Here is a 17,465-nt window from a genome sequence, read left to right as displayed (position 1 = left end):
CCACCATCATGACCGAGGCTCAACCCAGCGACAGGATCACCGGTTCGCCGCCTGGCCTGGCTCCGGCCACCAGGCCGGCCGGAATCCGGACGATACGACCCGGCGAAGCCGGCCACGCCAGACGCCGCCTGCCCACCTCGACACCGCCCTGACGTGCGATGACAGTGGGGAAACGCACCAACGTGTTGGTCCAGGCAAGCAACCGGTCGCGGGCCGGTGCGACGTCGTCAGGACGCATCAGCCCGGGGCTTATCCAGCGCAGCGGCGGCTCGGCCAGCAAACGAGTGGCGAGGCTCGACGGGACACGGCCGTCCAGGAATGCGTGGACCTGGGCGGCCACGTGCCGGCCGTCGAGCGCGGCGACGTCCGCGGTGTCCACCGGGTGCACCAGGTTGCCGATGGCGAACACGCCCGCCCGGCTGGTGCGCAGCGCGGTGTCGACCAGCGGTCCGCGGCTGTGCTCGTCGAGGGCCAGGCCGGCCGTGCGGGCCAGTTCGTGGTCGGGAACCCAGTCCCCGGTCAGGACCACGGTGTCGCAGTCCACGATCCGCCGGGCACCGGTGTCGATGTTCTCGATCTCCACCGCGCGCACGGTGGCGGAGCCGACGATCCGCGTGACTCGGGTGCGCGTGGCCACCGTCAGGCCAAGCCCGATCCGGGCCGCGGCGCTCAACCCCGTGTACGACTCGGGCCGGTGATGCACGGTGGTCATCAGGGCGGTGCGGCAGCCGGCGTGACGCAGGGTGAGAACCGCCGAATAGCTGACCAGTTCGGCGCCAACCACGACAGCGCGACGGCCGACGGTGCCGCCCTGGATGGTCACCAGGTTCTGCAGGTGCCCCGTGGTGTAGACACCGGCCGGCCGGTCACCGGCGATCAGTCGGGCGGGTCTGGGCCGTTCGCGGGCGCCGGTGGCCAGCACCACCGCCCGGGCCCCGACCGTTTCCCGGCCGCGCGGCGAGGTGGTGTGCAGCGCGTGATCACCGGCCCAGTCCGTGACCGTCGTCTCGGTGCGGATCTCGGCGCCGGCCTCGATCGCTTGGGCGACCAGTCGCCGCGCGTACTGTGGACCGCTGATGACCGTGCGCAGATCACGGATGCCGTAGCCCAGGTGATCGCTGTGCCGGGGTATGCCACCGGCCATCGACTCTCGTTCCAGCACAATCACTTTCAGTCCGCTGCCGGCGAGCTCAGCGGCAGCGGTCAGCCCGGACGGGCCGGCGCCTATGATGGCGACGTCGGCGCTCACCGCGGCTCCTCGAACCACCGCGAAACCTGCGCGCCGCAGAAGAATCCCTGACAACGGCCGTTGAGCACCCGGGTGCGCCGGCGCAGGCCGTCGAGGTCCATCGGCGGGATGACCGAGCGGCGGGCGTCGCGAAGTTCGCCTTCGGTGACCCGCTCACAGAAGCAGACGATCCGCCCGTAGGCGGGGTCGGCGCTGATCGCGGCCGCATCCTGGTAGGGCCGGGGGAAGGCTTCGCCGAGATTCGGCATCCGCGGCGCCGCGGGCAGATCGTCCCGGGGCGCCATCGCCAGCCCGGCCTGCTCGAGCAGGCCGGCTGAATGTTCGGCGATGGCCATGCCGGCAGTGAGCCCGGTGGAGCGGATGCCGCCGACCAGTAGGTAGCGCTGGACCGGGTCGGCCTCGATCAGATAGTCGCCCGCGTCGATGGCCGCCCGCAATCCGGCATAGGTTGCGGTGATTTCCTCCTGCAGCAGTCTGGGCATCAGCCGACTGCCCTTGTCCAGCAACGATTCCAGGCCGGCTGTACTGGTCGCGGTGGCGCCGCGGTCGGTCAGGTCCTCCGAGGTCGGGCCGAGCATCACATTGCCGTAGATGGTCGGGCTGATCAGGACACCCTTGCCGCGGGAGGTCGGCACCGGCAGCACGATGGTGTCCACCAGAGGCCGGGCGAGCTTGTCGTAGACGATGAGCTCCCCGCGCCGCGGTGTGACGGTGAAACGCGAATAGCCGAACTGGGCGTCGAGCCGGTCGGCGCCGAGCCCGGCAGCGTTGACCACCCATCGGGTGCTGACCGGACCGGCGGTGGTGTGCAGGGTGGTGTGATCGGGCCCGGCGCTCACCGATTCGACCCGATGTCCCCGATGCAGTGCCGCACCGCGGTTCACCGCGTCGGTGGCCAGTGCCAGGTTGACCGTCCAGGTGCAGATGATCGACTCACCGGGGACGGTCAGGCCACCCAGCGCCCCGGGTCCGAGGTCCGGGACGAGGCGGTACACCGTTGCGGCGTCGACGAGTTCGCACTCCGAGTACTCGTTGGCTTCGGCCTGCGCCTTGAGCGAGGGGAGGGTGGCGAGCTGTTCGTCGTCCCAGGCGACCAGGACTGCGCCGGTGCGTTCGATCGGAATCCCGGTCGGTTCGGCATACTGCGAGAGCAGCTGATAGCCCCGCCGGACCAGCCGGGACTCCAGGGTTGCGGGCTTGGCGTCGAAGCCGGTGTGCAGGATCGCGGTGTTGGCCTTGCTGGTGCCGTCACCGACGTCGTCGCGGGCATCGAGTAGTGCCACCGACAGTCGGTGGCCGGCCAGTTCACGGGCGATCGCCGAGCCGACGATGCCGGCTCCGATGACGGCGACGTCGTAGACCGGGGTCATGCCGGGTTCCCGAAGGTGGTCTCGGCGAGTTCGCGCCACCGGCAACGGAATTCGTCGGCGCGATCCTGCGTCCATCGGGGTTCGAAGGAGGCTGGCGGGGTCCAGGGCGCGACGACGGAGTCCAGCCCCTGCGCCGGATGCAGACTCAACCGGGCCAGCGCCGCCGCTCCCAGCGCGGTTGCGTGCGCCGACGGGTAGACGTCCACCGGCACCTGCAGGATGTCGGCGGTGGCCTGCATGAGCACCGCCGACTTGGTCAGGCCGCCGTCGACCCGCAGCCGGGTCAGCGGCGCGCCGGTGTCGGTTCCGATGGCAGAGGCCAACTCTGCGATCTGGGCGGCGATGCCCTGCAGCACCGCCAGCACGAGGTGCCCGGGCCCACTGGCGAGCGTGAGCCCGGAAATCGTTGCGGTAGCTCCGGATTGCCACCACGGGGCCGCGAGGCCGGCCAACGCCGGGACGCAGAGCACACCCTGGCTGTCGGCCGCGGCGACAGCATCCAGGTCCTCGGCCCCGGCGATCACCCCCAGCGAGGCCAGCCAGCGCACCGCTGATGCGGCGGTGTACACCTGCCCGTCGACGCAGAAGGTGTCGGTGCCACCGATCCGCCATGCCACCGAAGTCGTCAGCCCCGAGGTCGAGCGCACCGGATCCGAACCGGTGTTGGCCAACAGGAACGCGCCGGTGCCGAACGTGCACTTGGCCATCCCGGGCTGCAGGCAGGCTTGTGCGAGCAGCGCGGCCTGCTGATCGACGACGATTCCGCCGACCGGAACGTCAGCACCGAAACATGTTGTGGTGCCGATTATTTCGTCGTTGCCGACGATGCGGGGCAGGGCTTCGTCCGCCAGGCCGAACAATCGCAGCAGATCCCCGTCGAACTGCTGGGCGCCCAGTTCCACCAGCAGTGATCGGCTGGCCGTGGTGGCGTCTGTGACGAACTCACCGGTGAGTTGATGCAGCAGCCAGGAATCCGATGTGGTCACCACACCGGCGGTTTCGCGGTGACGACGCAGCCAGGCCATCTTGGGGGCGGAGAAGTAGGGATCGAGCACCAGTCCGGTGCGTGCCGCGATCTCGTCGGCGTGCCCGGCCAGTTCGGCGCACAGGGCCTGCGCGCGGCGGTCCTGCCAGACCACCGCGGGGGTCAGCGGCCGTCCGGTGGCAGGGTCCCAGGCCAGCACCGTCTCGCCCTGATTAGCAAGGGACACAACCTCGATCGGCCGGCCGGCTTCGGCGACCGCCGCACGCCCCGCCGTCAGCACCGAATCGAGTAGTTCCTGGGCATCCTGCTCGACTCCGCCGTCATCGAGGTAGCGCGGGTGTACCGGCACCTCGGCCAGCCCGACCACTCCGGCATCGGGGTCGACGACGATGGCCTTGGTGCCCGACGTCCCCTGGTCGATGGCAAGGACGGTCACGTCAGACATACAACCACGGCACCCGGGAATTACTCGCGGCGGCAAGCGTTGGACAGCGACGCCCGCCGCGACGGCCGCGTCGCGCTGACCATCGTCGCTCCTGAGCCGGGCGCGGTCATGACGCCGTATCTGTGGGTGACCGGTACCGCCCGCGTCGTCGAAGGCGGGGCACCGGAGCTGCTCACCGAGCTCGCCGCCACGATGGTCAAGGCCGACGGCGTCGAATTTCCGCCCAAGGATGCGCCGCCCGGATATCTCACCCGGATCCGCATCGACGCGGTGGGCGGTGTCGGACCCTGGGCCTGACAACCCCGGGTCAGGTCCGGGGCTCGGCTCCGGCCTTGGCGGCTTCCAGCTCGTCTTCCCAGGCGCCCTCGTCACGGCCCAGCGCGATGGTGGCCGCGGCCATGGTGCCCGCCGCGATCAGCAGAGCGACGGCGACCGGCTTGCTCACTGCCAGGTGCTCGCCGAGAACCACCTCACCGAGCAGCACCGCCACTACGGGTTCGAGCACCAGCATGGCGGGCACCGAGGCGCGCAGCGAGCCGGCGTGAAAGGCCGACTGCTGCAGCAGCGTCGCGATCACACCGACGACGACCAGCAGGTAGAACACCGGTGAGGCCATTACCCGCGCCAGGTTGCCTTCGGTGACGAGGTGCATCACGAGCTTGGTGAGCACGGCCACCACACCGAAGAGCACGCCGACGCCGACGGCCAGCATCAGTGCCCGGCGCCAGTCCGAGAGCCGCAGCGCCACCAGCAGGCAGCCCGCGACGAACAGCACACAGATACCGGCCGCGATCACCGCGGTCAGCGCCGAGCCTTCGTAGTCACCGGGCTCCGTGCGGGCCAGCGCAACGAACACCCCGAGCGACAGGGTCAGCAGCACTGCCCAGCCCCACTCCGAGCGGGTGACGCGGCGGTGTGCCAACCGCGCACTGAGCGGCAGGGCGAACAACAACGCCGACACCAGCAGCGGGGCGACCAGCAGGATCGACCCGTACGCCAGGGCCACCGCCTGGAACGCATAGCCGGTGCCCGCCGCGGCTGTGCCGGCCCACCACAGCCGGCGGCGGAGCAGCGTGGTCACCATCACGGCGCTGACGCCCTGGTCGGCGGGGACGTCCATGGTGGCTCGCTGGCGCACGACGATGCCGATAGCGGCGAACACCGCGCCGGCGAGGGCAGCTGCCACAACGAGTGCGTGCTGCAGCAATGTCCTCAATCCCTTCCACGACGGTGGCGTCCGAACCCCGACCCTAGGGCACACTGCCGAATAGCGAGCCTCAGCGCACTTGCACGACGACCGGAGCGCTGTTGTATCCGGTCACTCTCACCCATTGTGCCGGGGGACCGGAGTCGGGCACGGTTGCGGTGATGTCGACGGTCTCGCCGGGGAAGACGGTCACGTAGTTGTCGTCGTACTGGATCGGCAGGATCTCATCGGACAGCGGGCCGGTCAGCAGTTCGGCCCGCTCGAAGAAGGCGATCTTGGTCGTCGGGTTGTGCAGCTGCACGGTGACGTCGCGGCCGCCCGCGGCTGCCCGGGCGCTGATGTCCAGCGGCACCTTGGGCAGGTAGTTCAGCGCGGTCATATCGGCCCAGCTGACCTGCCTGGAATCGAATGCGGCGTCGTTGGCCGACGGCCCCACGTCATCGACCTGCTGGGACTGCCAGTAGACGTTGTTCGCGACGACAGCTCCGGATGAGTCGAGCAGTTCACACCGGACGAAGAACACCGGCGAGTCGGCAGGCCCGGGCGGCAGCGTCATCGCCTGCACGGCCCCGCCGGAGTCGACGGTGACGTCGTCGGCGGCCCGGTCGTCGCGAAGCTTGCCCGCCAGGTCATACGTGCGCACCCGGACCCGCATGTTCTCGCGCTTATCCGGTGTCTGGTTGACGACGGTCACCCTGGCCTGGCGGTGGTTGCCGGTGGCATAGGAGTCGAACACCACCGACAGCGGCGCCAAACCCTTCTTGGCGCCGTAGTAGGCACCGCCGGGGCGCAGGTAGTAGTCGAAGATGTTGCCGAAGAACGACGGCCAGTGGCTGTTGAGCATCCAGTAGATCGTCATCTTGTGGCCGTCCCAGCCGTTGGCGGCGAAGGACTCGAACTGCGCCCGGGTGGCCTCGTAGTGGGCCAGTTGCGCCTTGTTGGCGAACATCTCGGCATTGACCGACGGACCGTAGCGGCGGTCGATGACGCGTCGGACGTTGACCAGTTGAGAGTTCTGCGGCCCGGACCCGGCGTGGAAGAACCAGGTGTCGTTGATCGGCCACATCTTGTCCGGCGGGATGAACTTGCGCAGGCTGGCATAGGGCGGGATGTGCTCGTTGTCGCCCTGCTCCGCCGAGGACCCGCGGGCCGCGCCGTAGCGGCCGCTGAACCAGTACGACGGCGGGCGCCAGCTGTAGGGGCCGGCCATCTGGATGCCGTCCCACTGCGGCCGCCCGCCCGCATCGCGGGCGAATGACGACACGGTGTCGACGGTCGCGTTCTGCCAATGCAGGTCGTCGAGGATGCGGTGGTAGTCGGCCAGCACCCCGGCCGGCGGACGTCCGTCGCTGCCGTTGGCCCAGATGAACACCGACGGATGCGAGCGCAGCATGTCGATCTGGGAGCGCATGCTCTCCTGGGCGACGCGGCGGTCCTCGTCATCCCACTGCTGCCACTTCTCCCACTGGTTACAGCACATCCAGCCGTACATCAGCGGGATGCCCATCTCGTCGGCCATCTCGACGAACCGGGCCGAGGAGATCTTGGACTCCAGCCGCAACATGTTCAGTCCGAGATCCTTGACGTAGCGCAGGATCGCCGCATCCCGGTCGGGGTCGTATTTGAAGAGCAGATCGGGGGTGTAGGTGGCCCCGCGCACCAGGAAGTCCCTGCCGTTGACCTTGAGGTAGAAGTTGCCGCCGGTGCCCAGTTCGGCGAAGGAGTCGTCGCTGTCGCGGCTCTGGGTGATGCTGCGGATGCCGAACTTCGAGGTGGCGACGTCGGTGGCGACACTGTTCTGCACGAACTCCAGCTTCAGGTCGTACAGGTTGGGCGGGCCCATCGTGTAGGGCCACCACAGATCGGGATTGGCGACGTTCAGCGCGGCGAATCGATCAGGGGTGAAGGAGATTTCGCGGTCTTCGCCGGGTTGCAGCGATACCGGCTCGTCGACGTGGATGGGCGCCTTGCCGTCGCGGGTGATGGTCGCGCGCACCACCCCGCGTACCCGGTCGGTGGAGTAGTTGTGCAGTCCGGCGTACACGGTCAGGCGGGCGCGGTCGGTGTCGGGCAGGGGCAACTCGGAGTTGACCGTCGCCGAGCCGATCTGCACGGCACCGGATGTCTTGAGGTGCACGGGCTTCCAGATGCCCGCATTGCGGTCGGGGACGAACGAGTTGCCGTTGGCCGGGTTCTTGTCGGGCCCCTGATAGCCCAGATAGCGCCAGTTGATCCAGTCGTACCAGCTGTCGGCGAGTTCGACACCGTCGACGTCCTGGATCGCCCGTTCCGGGGTGACCTTGACGGCCAGCGTGTTGGGCTGACCGCGGCGGATCGCGGCGGTGACGTCGAGTTCGTGGTCGTTGTACATGCCGACGATCTGACGGTTGTCGGCCACCCGACGACCGTTGAGCCAGATGTCGGCGCGGTAGTTGATCCCGGGGAAGTCCAGCACATAGGTCTGCTGATTGGCGGGGGCGTCGAAGGTGGTGCGATACCACCAGTCCTGTTTGTAGAGATCCTGCGGAACATCCTTGAGCAGATTCTTGCCGTAATACAGGTTGGGATAGACGCCGTCGTCCTGGAGGATCTGCAGCACGGTGGCCGGCATCCGCTTGATCGGGTGCCAGCGTGAATCGTCGTAACCGGCCACCGACACCGTGGCCCCGTCGGCGTCGAGCTTGCTCGCCGAGCTCAGTGTCCAGCCGGTGGCCAGCTCGATGTCCTGGGCGGCCGACGGCGCTGGTCGGGCGACGACACCGAGGTCTCCGGCGCACACCAGCAGGAGCACGACGAGGAGGATCGCTCCGAGCCTCTTCGCCACCGTCGTCTGACTCCTTGCATCGAGTTTGCGAGACGACAACGGCACGGCAAACGCCACCTTGTCGCGGGGTACATCTTGGCAGAGCCCAACCGGGCGCGCCCGGACTGGTTTATGTGGGGCTCGGCACAGGGATCACCCGATCTGTCCTCGCGGTTACGAGTTGCAGGGAGGCGGCCGCCCAGACTCAGCCGTCGAACTAGGCTTACGCCATGACCGACCAAGACCGCGCCGCCGCTCGCCGCGAGATCGCCGATGCCCTGCTGACCGCCCTGGAGCGCAGGCACGACGTGCTCGACGCCATCGTGGACTCCGCCGACCGCGCCTCGGCGGTCGAGCAGATCACCGCCCTGCTGGGCACCTCACGACGAGGTGGTGAAGCGGTCATCGGGATGTCCTTCGACCAGCTGACCAAGGATTCGCGGCGCCGGATCGCCCAGGAGATCGAGGACCTCAACAGCCAGCTGAGCTTCACCCTCGGTGAGCGCCCGGCGAGTTCCGACGACAGCCTGCAGCTGCGCCCGTTCTCCCACGCCGACGACCGCGACCTGTTCGCCACCCGCACCGACGAGATCGGCGCCGCCGGCGACGGTTCGGGTTCGCCCGCCGGCGACCTCGATGACGAAATCCGTTCGGCGCGTGATCGTTTGAGTGCCGAGGAGGCGGCCTGGTTCGTGGCCGTCGACGGTGACGAGAAGGTCGGGCTGGTCTTCGGCGAGCTCGTCGAGGGCGAGGTCAACGTCCGGATCTGGATTCACCCGGAGCACCGCAAGAAGGGTTACGGCACCGCCGCACTGCGCAGGTCACGCTCGGAGATGGCGGCCTGCTTCCCGGCGGTTCCGCTGGTGATCCGTACGCCTGGCAGCACTCAGGGCTGACGGCCCGAACCGATGTCCAACGTGCAGGTCGCCGCAGTCATCGCCGCCGTCGTGGCGGCGTTCGGCCTCGTCGCCCTGGTCGTCGTGCTGGTCTACCGGCGGCGGTACCGGGCTGCGGCAGCGGAGCTGACCAGCCAGATCGAGGCCGAGGGGATCCTCCGCCCGTTCGAGAAGGGCGTGTACCGGGGCGCCACGGCGCCCGGATATCCGGTCGTCAAGAACAACGGCCGGATCGCGCTGACCCGCAGGCGATTGGTGTTCGTCACGCTCACCGGGGTGACCGTGGAGATTCCCCTCGATGCGATCACCGGCCTGCGCCAGTCCACAGTGTTCAAGGCCAGTGTGGCCGGCGGCTACACCCATCTGGTGGTCGCCACGGCGGCCGGTGAGATCGGCTTCTACGTCACGGATCTGCCGACCTGGTTACAGGCGCTGGCCGACGCGTCCGGTGTCGCCCCGGCCCACTCCTGACCGCGCAGCGGCGCTGCGTAATCTCGCACCTATGAGCGCACGCGCGGGAATCGTGGTGACCGGTACCGAGGTGCTGACCGGGCGGGTGGCCGACCGCAACGGTCCGTGGGTCGCCGACCGGCTGCTGGAGTTGGGCGTCGAACTGGCCCACATCACGATCTGCGGTGACCGTGCCGCCGATATCGAAGCCCAGTTGCGATTCCTGGCCGCTGAAGGTGTCGACCTGATCGTCACCACCGGCGGGCTGGGCCCGACCGCCGACGACATGACGGTCGAGACGGTGGCGCGATTCTGCGGGCGGGACCTGATCCTCGACACCGAACTGGAAGCCAAGATCGCGGCGATCCTCAAAGCACTGATGGCCCGCTACACCGGGGTCGACTTCGACGCCGTCATGGCCGCAAACCGCAAGCAGGCCATGGTGCCCGCGGGCGCCGAGGTCATCGACCCGGTCGGCACCGCACCGGGTGTGGTGGTGCCCGGCACGCCTACGGTGCTGGTGCTGCCCGGCCCGCCGCGTGAACTGCAGGCGATGTGGCCGAACGCCGTCGCCAGCGGTGTCGTCCAGAACGCCATCGCCGGACGGACCGTGTATCACCAGGACACCGTCCGCATGTTCGGGCTGGCCGAGTCCGGCCTCGCCGAAACGCTGCGGGAGGCCGAGCGCACCATCGGTGACTTCACCGACCTGGAGATCACCACCTGCCTGCGCCGCGGCGAGGTCGAGATGGTCACCCGCTACGAACCGCACAGTGCGGCGGTCTACGACCGACTGATGACGCTGGTCCGCGAGCGACACGGCGCGATGGTGTTCTCCGAGGACGGCTCGCTGGTCGACGACCAGGTGGCGGCGCTGCTGGCCGGACGGCGGATCGCCACGGCCGAGTCGTGCACCGCAGGGATGCTGGCCGCCCGCCTGACTGACCGCCCCGGCTCGTCGGACTATGTCGCCGGCGGAGTCGTGGCCTACGCCAACGAGGCCAAGACAGATCTGCTCGGAGTCGACGCCGCCCTCATCGACACCCACGGGGCGGTGTCCCAGGAAGTCGCCGAGGCGATGGCCGCGGGTGCGCTGGACCGGTTCGGCGCCGACACCGCGGTCTCGATCACCGGCGTCGCGGGCCCGGGCGGTGGGACACCGGACAAGCCGGTGGGCACGGTGTGGTTCTGCGTGCGACTCTCCGACGGCACCACGGTGAGCCGATCGGTGCGTCTGCCGGGGGAGCGTTCGGATATTCGGGAACGGTCCACGACGGTGGCGATGCACATGCTGCGCCGGACGCTGCGCGGCGAGACCGGTCCGACCTTCAGTTGAGGCAGATCGCGGCGTCGTCGATGTCGCCGCCGCGGGCCACGGGGGACTCCAGATCACACAATCCGAAGAACCGGCCGCCGAGGTGGGCCAGCTCGACGACGATCTCGACCCGATCGAGGCCTGCATCCAGGGCTGCGTCGAGCAGTTGGACGATCTCATCGCGGCAGACGTGGGCGCCCTCGGTCCGGATGTCGGCGGCCTGTGCGCGACGGGCCGCGCGGATCATCCGCCAGGCATAGTCGCGCTCGTCAGCGAACTGGGTCATCTGGAGAGCCTTTCGACGGCGGTGCGACGAGAACGCCGTCGATGCACCGGTTGCTTCAGTACGGGCCCACACTGCCGCGCCGCGACGGGCGGCGACCAGAGGCTTGTGGCCCACTGTAGGCGGGACGTTCGCCATGACAAACCGACGAAAGGTCGGATTAGCAGGCGCTCAACGGATTCCGGCTGACACCGAGGGGTCGACCGGAAAGTCGAAGTAGGTATCAGGGTAGGGCTCCGGCTGGAAGGTGAAGTGCCACCACTCCTGGTCGTAATTGACGAAGCCCTGATGTTCGAGACCTTCTTTGAGAAGCAGCCGGTTCTTGAGTTCATCGCCGCCCACCCGCGGGTCGAGGGTGTGGGCGAGAGTATCGAAACAGTCGAATCCGGTACCCATGTCGACTGAATTGTCGGGGAATCGGATAGCCTGTGGCGCAGCACAATCCAACAGCGGTTGATCCGCAGCGTAGGGCGCCTCGGTCGCCGCGGGCAGCGCGACCAGAGTGAGGTCCACGGTGCTTCCACGGCTGTGCCCGGACTTCTCGGCGATGTAGCCGTCAGCGAACAGCACGGACTTGTCCACCCGGGGATAGAACTCCGGCTTCATCCGCTGATCGGCGAGATCTCTTGCCCACGCGACGAAGTCGTTGACGGCGCGTTGCGGGCGATAGCAGTCGTAGACCTTGAGGCTGTAGCCGCGCTCGAGGAAGCCTTGTTGGGCGCGGCGTAGTGCGCCGGCGGCATCCCGGGTCAGGATGCACGTCGGGCTGCGATAGCCGTCGACCGGATCGCCGGTGAAGTTGTGCGCGGTGAAGTACCGCATCTCCTGCAGGATCGACGGGTCGACGTCCTGCAGGGCCACGAAGTCGGCCGGCGCGGCGGGATCAGGTTGGGCCAGCGCAGTCGGCGAGGCCACCACGGCAAAGGCCGTCGCGACCGCAATCAGCCAAAGATGCTTGCGCTCAGCGCTTTTCGTCACGATCCCAGAAGTCGAGCATCGTACCCAGAATATCCTCGGCGCGCCCGAGGCCGGCAAGGTGGCTTTCCCCGGGAAGTCGGTGCAGTTCGGCGTCGGGCAGGGCGTCGACGACATGGCGGCCGTGGGCGAACGGGACGATGTGGTCGCGGTCGCCGTGCCACCACCGGACCGGCACCTTGACCTCGTCGAGCCGGAAGCCCCAGTCGCGGGCGAACACCACGATGTCGGCGAACGGCGCCGCCAGCTGCTTTCGGCTCCCGTTGAGAAGGTCGTCGAGGAACATCGCCTTGAACTCCGGACGCACCAGCATCTTGCGGTCGGCCTCCGGTGAGATGCCGGCGTAGATGTAGAGGGCCGGTCCGGCGACCGGACGGACCAGCCGGATGAAGGTGCTGGCGGCCAGCCGGATGGGCCCGCCGGCCACCTCGATGAGCGGAGCGACGACCGACCCGAGCGCCATCAGACCGCCGCCGATCGCGTCGGGCCCCACCGTCGGGGCGACACCGCCGAGGACGCCGGCGGCCACGATCCGCTCGGGCAGGGCGGCCGCGCAGCCCAGGGTGTAGGGGCCGCCGCCGGACAGTCCGACGACTGCCATCTTGTCCACACCGAGGGTGTCGGCGATGGTGGTGAAGTCGTTGGCGAACGACAGCACGTTGTCGTACTGGAACGGCGTCGAGGAGCCGATCCCGGGCCGGTCGATGCCGATGAGCCGGATGCCGCGCTGCTCAGCGAACACCCGCGCCTCCATAGGGATCTGGCGGCGCGCACCGGGAGTGCCGTGCAACCAGAACACGGCGCGCCCCTGCGGATCACCGAACTCGGCGAAGCCGATCTGGCGGGCCTCGCCGACGGCGATGTTGCCTTCCAGCTTCGGGCGGGCGATAGAGACAGCCATGGGCTCAGTGTCGCACGCGCACCACACGGCCCCGCACAAGTTCACCGGACAGCAGAACTCAGTTCCGGCCCAGCCAGCCCGGGGGCCGGCGGCCCGCCCACGGCAGCGCGATCTCCAACTGAGCGGCCAGCTGGAGCAGCACCGTCTCCTCGGGTGCGGTGAGCAACACCCCGATCGGGAGGCCGTCGGGGGTGGCGGCCAGCGGCAGCGAAATGGAGGCCCATCCGGTGACGTTGGCCATCGTCGTCCATCCGGTGTGGGCGAACTCGACGTCGAAGAACGCCCGGGTGGTGCCACGCGGTTGGTCGAGTACCCGATAGGGCGGCGGCGGGGCCAGCAGCGTCGGCGTCAGCAGCACGTCGTAACCGGCCATCCCGGCCGCGAAACGCCGCGTCTGACCGTGCAGCGAGTCGATGGCGTCGGCGTAGGCGACGCCGGTGGTGGTGAAGCCTTCGCGCATCATCACCCAGCTGCTCGGCTCGAATTCGTCCTCGCGCGGCTCGCGGCCCAGATGGGCCGTCGCGAGGTTGTACAGCTGCACGTTGCTCACGTTGTGCAGGACGGCGATGGCGTCGGCCACCGCGTCGGCGTCGAAGGCCGGGGCACCCGGTGCGATCCGGTGGCCCAGGTTCTCCAGTGCGCCTGCGGCGGCCTCGACTGCGGCCGCCACCAGCGGGTCGGTGCCGGGGCCCGGGAACGGCGACTGCGTGCTGACCAGGATCCGCTGGGCCGTAGGGGCATGGCGGATCGCGGCGGCGAACGGCTGCGCGGGCAGGGCCGCGTTGTACGGGTCGCCTGGCGCGGATCCGGTGACCGCGTCCAGCAGTGCCGCACTGTCGCGCACGGTCCGGGTCAGTGCGTGTTCGACGGCCAGCCCTTCCAGGCTGTGCCCGCCCGGTGCGAACGACGTGCGTGCACGGCGTGGTTTGAGCCCGACCAGCCCGCAACACGACGCGGGCACTCGGATCGAGCCGGTGCCGTCGCCGCCGGAAGCCGCGGGTACGACCCCGGCCGCCACGGCTGAGGCCGACCCGCCCGACGAGCCGCCCGGTGTGATGGCCGGTGACCACGGGTTGACGGTCGGACCGAACAGCGAAGGCTCAGTGGTGCAGTGGTTTCCCCACTCCGGTGTGTTGGTCTTGCCGAACACCACCAGACCGGCATCCAGATAGCGCTCGACGAGCCAGGCGGTCTGGTCGGCGACATAGGTGCGCAGTGCCCGGCTGCCCATCGCCTCGGGCGCGCCGGCCAGCGAGGCGCCAAGATCCTTGAGCAGGAAGGGAACTCCGGCCAGCGGGCCGGCCGCACCGGTTCGCAACACCCCGGACTCGTCGAGGGTCGCGGCCTGCTCGCGGCCCCGGTCGAAGAGGTCGGTGATGACGGCATTGAGCCGGCGCGCAGCTTCCAGCCGCCAGATCGCGGCGTCGAGCAATTCGACTGCGGACACCTCACCGGCCGCGGCCAGCTCGGCTTGGCCGATCGCATCGAGGTCCGCTAGTTCGGCGGCGAATATGGCATCCATTGCCCGCGATCCTTGCCGCCTGCGACCGCGGCGGCAACCCGAGACGTCAGTGCTTGTTGTTGGCGTCGAGCAATTCGCTGGACTGGCTCTGGTCACTGGCGGCCTGCTGAGCAGCTTGTTGTTGCTCCTGGGCGGCCTGCGCATCCTCGGTGGCCTTCTCGGCCGCGCCCTCCGGGCTCGCCAGCGAGTTGCCCGGCTTGCCTGCCGAGGCCAGCTTGGCGTTGCAGTTCAAGAACAGCAGGACGGTGTCGGTGACCGGGCTGAAGTTGTCACCCTTGAGCCAGGGCGCCTTCTGCGAGCGCGTCACCACGCAGTCACCCTCGCCGACGGAGTCGCCGACCGATGACGCGATCACCGCCTTCTGCCCGGCGCCGCTGATGGCTGAGGACGCATCCGAGTAGGACTTGCCCGCGTAGTCGTCGGCGGCTGCGACGCCTGTGCCGACGAATGTGACCGATACCGCAGTAAGGGCGAAGGCGCCAAGCCCAAGCCCGATGACCTTGTTCACGTGTGTGCCTCCCGTGCCCATCTCCACCAGCTGCGTCACAGTCATCGGGACGCGAAACCACAGGCTAGAGGCAGTTTCTGCGAAGAAGCTGGGTGGTGGCTGCGAGCCCGCTGGGGTGCCCTCGGCGGCCCGCGGCTCCGACGGGTCGTCGCGCACCGGCACGACACCGGCCACCTGCACGACAACATCGGTTCGCCCGACTGCGGTTCACTGGGCCCATGGCATCAACACGGCGGCACCGGTCATCGGTGTTGCGCGACCCGCTGTCGGTGGGATTCGAGGCGCATCGCGGGCTGCTGATCCTGCGGTTGCGCTGGCACGCTCGGGCGGCCCGCCGGGCGGGGTCCTCAGAGGGCGGTCTTGTTGACTCTGGACCGGTATGACGACGGCGTCTCGCCGCAGAACTGGGTGAACGCCCGGGTGAATGACCCGACGCTGTCGAAGCCCACGGCCGAGGCGGCCTGCGCCACCCGCTGACCAGGGGCCGCGAGCAGGGCCATGGCGCGCAGCATCCGTGCGTGCAGAAGATAAGTGCGCCAGGACAATCCGGCCTCACTCTGGAATTGACGACGCAGCGTGCGCTCGGATACCGCGACGGCACGGCACACCTGCTCGAGGCTGACCGACTGCAGGTGCTCCTTGGTATAGGCCATCGCGGCGGCGACAACGGGGTCCTCGGACGTCGGAAGGCTCAGTGGCGCTTCATGATCCAGCGCCTCGGCCACCAGGTTGGCCAGGGTGACGAAGAACGAGTCGGACACCGCGTCACCTGCCGCCCGGGCGATCGGCCAGCGCATCGCATAGAGCAGCATCTCGCGCAGCAGCGGGGACACTGCCAGGATGCGCGCCCGGTCCCCGGGGTTGGACATCACCGACGGGTCGAACATCACCGCCAACGTCTTGACCGAAGGGTTCATCGTCGCCTGGTGTTGCAGGCCGGCCGGAATCCACGCCGCCTGCTGCGGCGGCAGAAGATAGTGCGCGGCTGCGGTCTCCACCTCCACCACCCCGCCGATGGCGTACTCAATCTGGTGAACGTCGTGGACGTGCCATCCGGTCACCAGTAGGTCACCTTCGTACAGATAGCTTCCGGCCAGGACCCGGCCACCGCGCCGCAGTTCGATCTGGGCAACGTTGGCCGGTGTGGAGCCCGGCCTAATTCTGGCCGTTTGGGCCAAGTCTCTGGCCGAATGTGCGGAGACGGTCACGATTATCGAGGGTACAACTGAGGCCATGAATGTCGACGACCTGATTCTGGTGAGCATCGATGACCACGTGGTCGAACCGCCCGACATGTTCCTCAACCACGTCCCGGCCAAGTACAAGCCCGAGGCCCCGATCGTCGTGACCGACGATCGCGGCGTCGATCAGTGGATGTATCAGGGTCGCCCGCAGGGTGTCAGCGGACTCAACGCCGTGGTGTCCTGGCCGGCCGAGGAGTGGGGCCGCGACCCGGCCGGCTTCGCCGAGATGCGCCCGGGCGTCTACGACGTGCACGAGCGAGTCCGCGATATGAATCGCAACGGCATCCTGGCCTCGATGTGCTTCCCGACGTTCACCGGCTTCTCCGCCCGGCACCTGAACATGACACGCGAAGACGTCACCCTGGTCATGGTGTCGGCCTACAACGACTGGCATATCGACGAGTGGGCCGGTTCCTACCCGGACCGCTTCATCCCGATCGCGATCCTGCCGACGTGGACGCCCGAGGGGATGTGCGCCGAGATTCGCCGGGTGGCCGCCAAGGGCTGCCGGGCGGTCACCATGCCGGAACTGCCTCACCTGGAAGGACTTCCGAGCTACCACGACGACGACTACTGGGGGCCGGTGTTCCGGACGCTCTCGGAGTGCAACGTGGTCATGTGCCTGCACATCGGCACCGGCTTCGGGGCGATCAGCATGGCGCCCAACGCACCGATCGACAACCTGATCATCCTGGCCACCCAGATCTCGGCGATGTGTGCGCAGGATCTGCTGTGGGGCCCGGCGATGCGCAACTATCCCGACTTGAAATTCGCCTTCTCCGAGGGCGGCATCGGCTGGATCCCGTTTTACCTGGACCGCTGCGATCGCCACTACACCAACCAGAAATGGCTACGCCGCGACTTCGGCGACAAGATGCCCAGCGACGTCTTCCGGGAACACTCGCTGGCCTGCTACGTCACCGACAAGACGTCGCTGAAGCTGCGCCACGAGATCGGCATCGACATCATCGCCTGGGAGTGCGACTACCCGCACTCGGACTGCTTCTGGCCGGATGCTCCCGAGCAGGTTCTGGCCGAACTGACTGCCGCAGGCGCCGACGACGCCGACATCGACAAGATCACCTGGCGCAACGCCTGCCGGTTCTTCAGCTGGGATCCATTCGCCCGCACGCCCAAGGAGCAGGCCGGCGTCGGCGCCCTGCGCGCCAAGGCCACCGACGTCGACGTCTCGATCCGCTCGCGCAGCGAGTGGGCTGCCCGCTACGCGCAGAAGCAGCTCGCCAAGGCCTGAGCAGGGGGTTGGCCGCGGCGGCGCCGTTGTGCCCTGATCTTGTCGTGGGGTAGTGGCATA

At 68.6% G+C, this 17,465-nt stretch carries 15 protein-coding genes and 1 pseudogene; 5 read left to right on the top strand and 11 right to left on the bottom strand.

What is annotated here, in order from left to right; all coding sequences use genetic code 11:
* Positions 1-19 precede the first annotated feature (19 nt).
* The 3 genes from OG976_RS00555 to OG976_RS00545 are packed head-to-tail and all read right to left on the bottom strand — an operon-like array spanning position 20 to position 4,040.
* Entirely contained in the window at positions 20-1,249 is a 1,230-nt protein-coding gene (locus tag OG976_RS00555) for an NAD(P)/FAD-dependent oxidoreductase (protein ID WP_328356427.1), read from the bottom strand.
* The gene (locus tag OG976_RS00550) at positions 1,246-2,619 is read right to left on the bottom strand and encodes an NAD(P)/FAD-dependent oxidoreductase (protein ID WP_328356424.1); all 1,374 of its coding nucleotides are present in this window, start codon (positions 2,617-2,619) and stop codon (positions 1,246-1,248) included. The genes OG976_RS00555 and OG976_RS00550 overlap by 4 nt, the downstream gene beginning before the upstream one ends.
* Complete coding sequence (locus OG976_RS00545) at positions 2,616-4,040, bottom strand: FGGY family carbohydrate kinase (RefSeq protein ID WP_328364054.1); 1,425 nt, start codon at positions 4,038-4,040, stop codon at positions 2,616-2,618. The genes OG976_RS00550 and OG976_RS00545 overlap by 4 nt, the downstream gene beginning before the upstream one ends.
* A 57-nt stretch (positions 4,041-4,097) precedes the next feature.
* On the opposite strand from OG976_RS00545, the pseudogene OG976_RS00540 reads away from it, so the two are divergent.
* Positions 4,098-4,346 (top strand): annotated as a pseudogene (locus tag OG976_RS00540) (PPOX class F420-dependent enzyme); the annotation flags it as partial.
* A 10-nt stretch (positions 4,347-4,356) separates the two neighbouring features.
* On the opposite strand, the gene OG976_RS00535 reads toward OG976_RS00540, so the two are convergent.
* Positions 4,357-5,256 (bottom strand): DMT family transporter, encoded by a 900-nt coding sequence (locus OG976_RS00535; protein ID WP_328356421.1) that lies wholly within the window; start codon positions 5,254-5,256, stop codon positions 4,357-4,359.
* 70 nt (positions 5,257-5,326) lie between these two features.
* On the bottom strand, positions 5,327-8,080 hold the full coding sequence (locus OG976_RS00530) for a glycoside hydrolase family 2 protein (RefSeq protein WP_328356418.1): 2,754 nt from the start codon (positions 8,078-8,080) through the stop codon (positions 5,327-5,329).
* A 209-nt stretch (positions 8,081-8,289) separates the two neighbouring features.
* Here OG976_RS00530 and OG976_RS00525 point away from each other — a divergent pair, with 209 nt between their 5' ends.
* The 3 genes from OG976_RS00525 to OG976_RS00515 are packed head-to-tail and all read left to right on the top strand — an operon-like array spanning position 8,290 to position 10,741.
* Positions 8,290-8,955, top strand: a complete 666-nt coding sequence (locus tag OG976_RS00525) for a GNAT family N-acetyltransferase (protein WP_328356415.1) — start codon at positions 8,290-8,292, stop codon at positions 8,953-8,955.
* Positions 8,956-8,967: 12 nt separating this feature from the next.
* Positions 8,968-9,426 (top strand): hypothetical protein, encoded by a 459-nt coding sequence (locus OG976_RS00520; RefSeq protein ID WP_328356412.1) that lies wholly within the window; start codon positions 8,968-8,970, stop codon positions 9,424-9,426.
* A gap of 31 nt (positions 9,427-9,457) precedes the next feature.
* Entirely contained in the window at positions 9,458-10,741 is a 1,284-nt protein-coding gene (locus OG976_RS00515; RefSeq protein WP_328356409.1) for a competence/damage-inducible protein A, read from the top strand.
* Here OG976_RS00515 and OG976_RS00510 read toward each other — a convergent pair.
* The 6 genes from OG976_RS00510 to OG976_RS00485 form a co-directional block, all read right to left on the bottom strand.
* The gene (locus OG976_RS00510) at positions 10,734-11,006 is read right to left on the bottom strand and encodes a hypothetical protein (protein WP_328356406.1); all 273 of its coding nucleotides are present in this window, start codon (positions 11,004-11,006) and stop codon (positions 10,734-10,736) included. The two genes, OG976_RS00515 and OG976_RS00510, sit on opposite strands and share 8 nt — an antisense overlap.
* A gap of 168 nt (positions 11,007-11,174) precedes the next feature.
* A complete protein-coding gene (locus tag OG976_RS00505; RefSeq protein ID WP_328356403.1) occupies positions 11,175-11,981 on the bottom strand; it encodes a M15 family metallopeptidase in 807 nt (268 codons plus the stop codon).
* A complete protein-coding gene (locus OG976_RS00500; RefSeq protein WP_328356400.1) occupies positions 11,965-12,879 on the bottom strand; it encodes an alpha/beta fold hydrolase in 915 nt (304 codons plus the stop codon). Before OG976_RS00500 ends, OG976_RS00505 begins: the two co-directional genes overlap by 17 nt.
* Before the next feature lie 58 nt (positions 12,880-12,937).
* Positions 12,938-14,401 (bottom strand): amidase, encoded by a 1,464-nt coding sequence (locus OG976_RS00495; RefSeq protein ID WP_328356397.1) that lies wholly within the window; start codon positions 14,399-14,401, stop codon positions 12,938-12,940.
* Positions 14,402-14,447: 46 nt separating this feature from the next.
* Complete coding sequence (locus OG976_RS00490) at positions 14,448-14,954, bottom strand: hypothetical protein (RefSeq protein WP_328356394.1); 507 nt, start codon at positions 14,952-14,954, stop codon at positions 14,448-14,450.
* A 302-nt stretch (positions 14,955-15,256) separates the two neighbouring features.
* A complete protein-coding gene (locus tag OG976_RS00485; RefSeq protein WP_328356392.1) occupies positions 15,257-16,117 on the bottom strand; it encodes an AraC family transcriptional regulator in 861 nt (286 codons plus the stop codon).
* A 25-nt stretch (positions 16,118-16,142) separates the two neighbouring features.
* On the opposite strand from OG976_RS00485, the gene OG976_RS00480 reads away from it, so the two are divergent.
* A complete protein-coding gene (locus OG976_RS00480; RefSeq protein ID WP_328356389.1) occupies positions 16,143-17,405 on the top strand; it encodes an amidohydrolase family protein in 1,263 nt (420 codons plus the stop codon).
* Positions 17,406-17,465 lie beyond the last annotated feature (60 nt).

It is taken from the genome of Mycobacterium sp. NBC_00419 (assembly GCF_036023875.1).
In the GTDB taxonomy this organism is placed as follows: Bacteria; Actinomycetota; Actinomycetes; order Mycobacteriales; family Mycobacteriaceae; genus Mycobacterium.
Note: the sequence above shows the minus strand (reverse complement) of the source record. Positions and strands in the feature narration are given on the sequence as shown.

Excerpts from the sequence above, each read along its gene's own strand:
- OG976_RS00525 (WP_328356415.1), top strand. The coding sequence starts at position 8,290 with ATGACCGACCAAGACCGCGCCGCCGCTCGCCGCGAGATCGCCGATGCC.
- OG976_RS00495 (WP_328356397.1), bottom strand. The coding sequence starts at position 14,401 with ATGGATGCCATATTCGCCGCCGAACTAGCGGACCTCGATGCGATCGGC.
- OG976_RS00490 (WP_328356394.1), bottom strand. The coding sequence starts at position 14,954 with ATGACTGTGACGCAGCTGGTGGAGATGGGCACGGGAGGCACACACGTG.
- OG976_RS00550 (WP_328356424.1), bottom strand. The coding sequence starts at position 2,619 with ATGACCCCGGTCTACGACGTCGCCGTCATCGGAGCCGGCATCGTCGGC.
- OG976_RS00520 (WP_328356412.1), top strand. The coding sequence starts at position 8,968 with ATGTCCAACGTGCAGGTCGCCGCAGTCATCGCCGCCGTCGTGGCGGCG.
- OG976_RS00510 (WP_328356406.1), bottom strand. The coding sequence starts at position 11,006 with ATGACCCAGTTCGCTGACGAGCGCGACTATGCCTGGCGGATGATCCGC.
- OG976_RS00500 (WP_328356400.1), bottom strand. The coding sequence starts at position 12,879 with ATGGCTGTCTCTATCGCCCGCCCGAAGCTGGAAGGCAACATCGCCGTC.
- OG976_RS00515 (WP_328356409.1), top strand. The coding sequence starts at position 9,458 with ATGAGCGCACGCGCGGGAATCGTGGTGACCGGTACCGAGGTGCTGACC.
- OG976_RS00480 (WP_328356389.1), top strand. The coding sequence starts at position 16,143 with ATGAATGTCGACGACCTGATTCTGGTGAGCATCGATGACCACGTGGTC.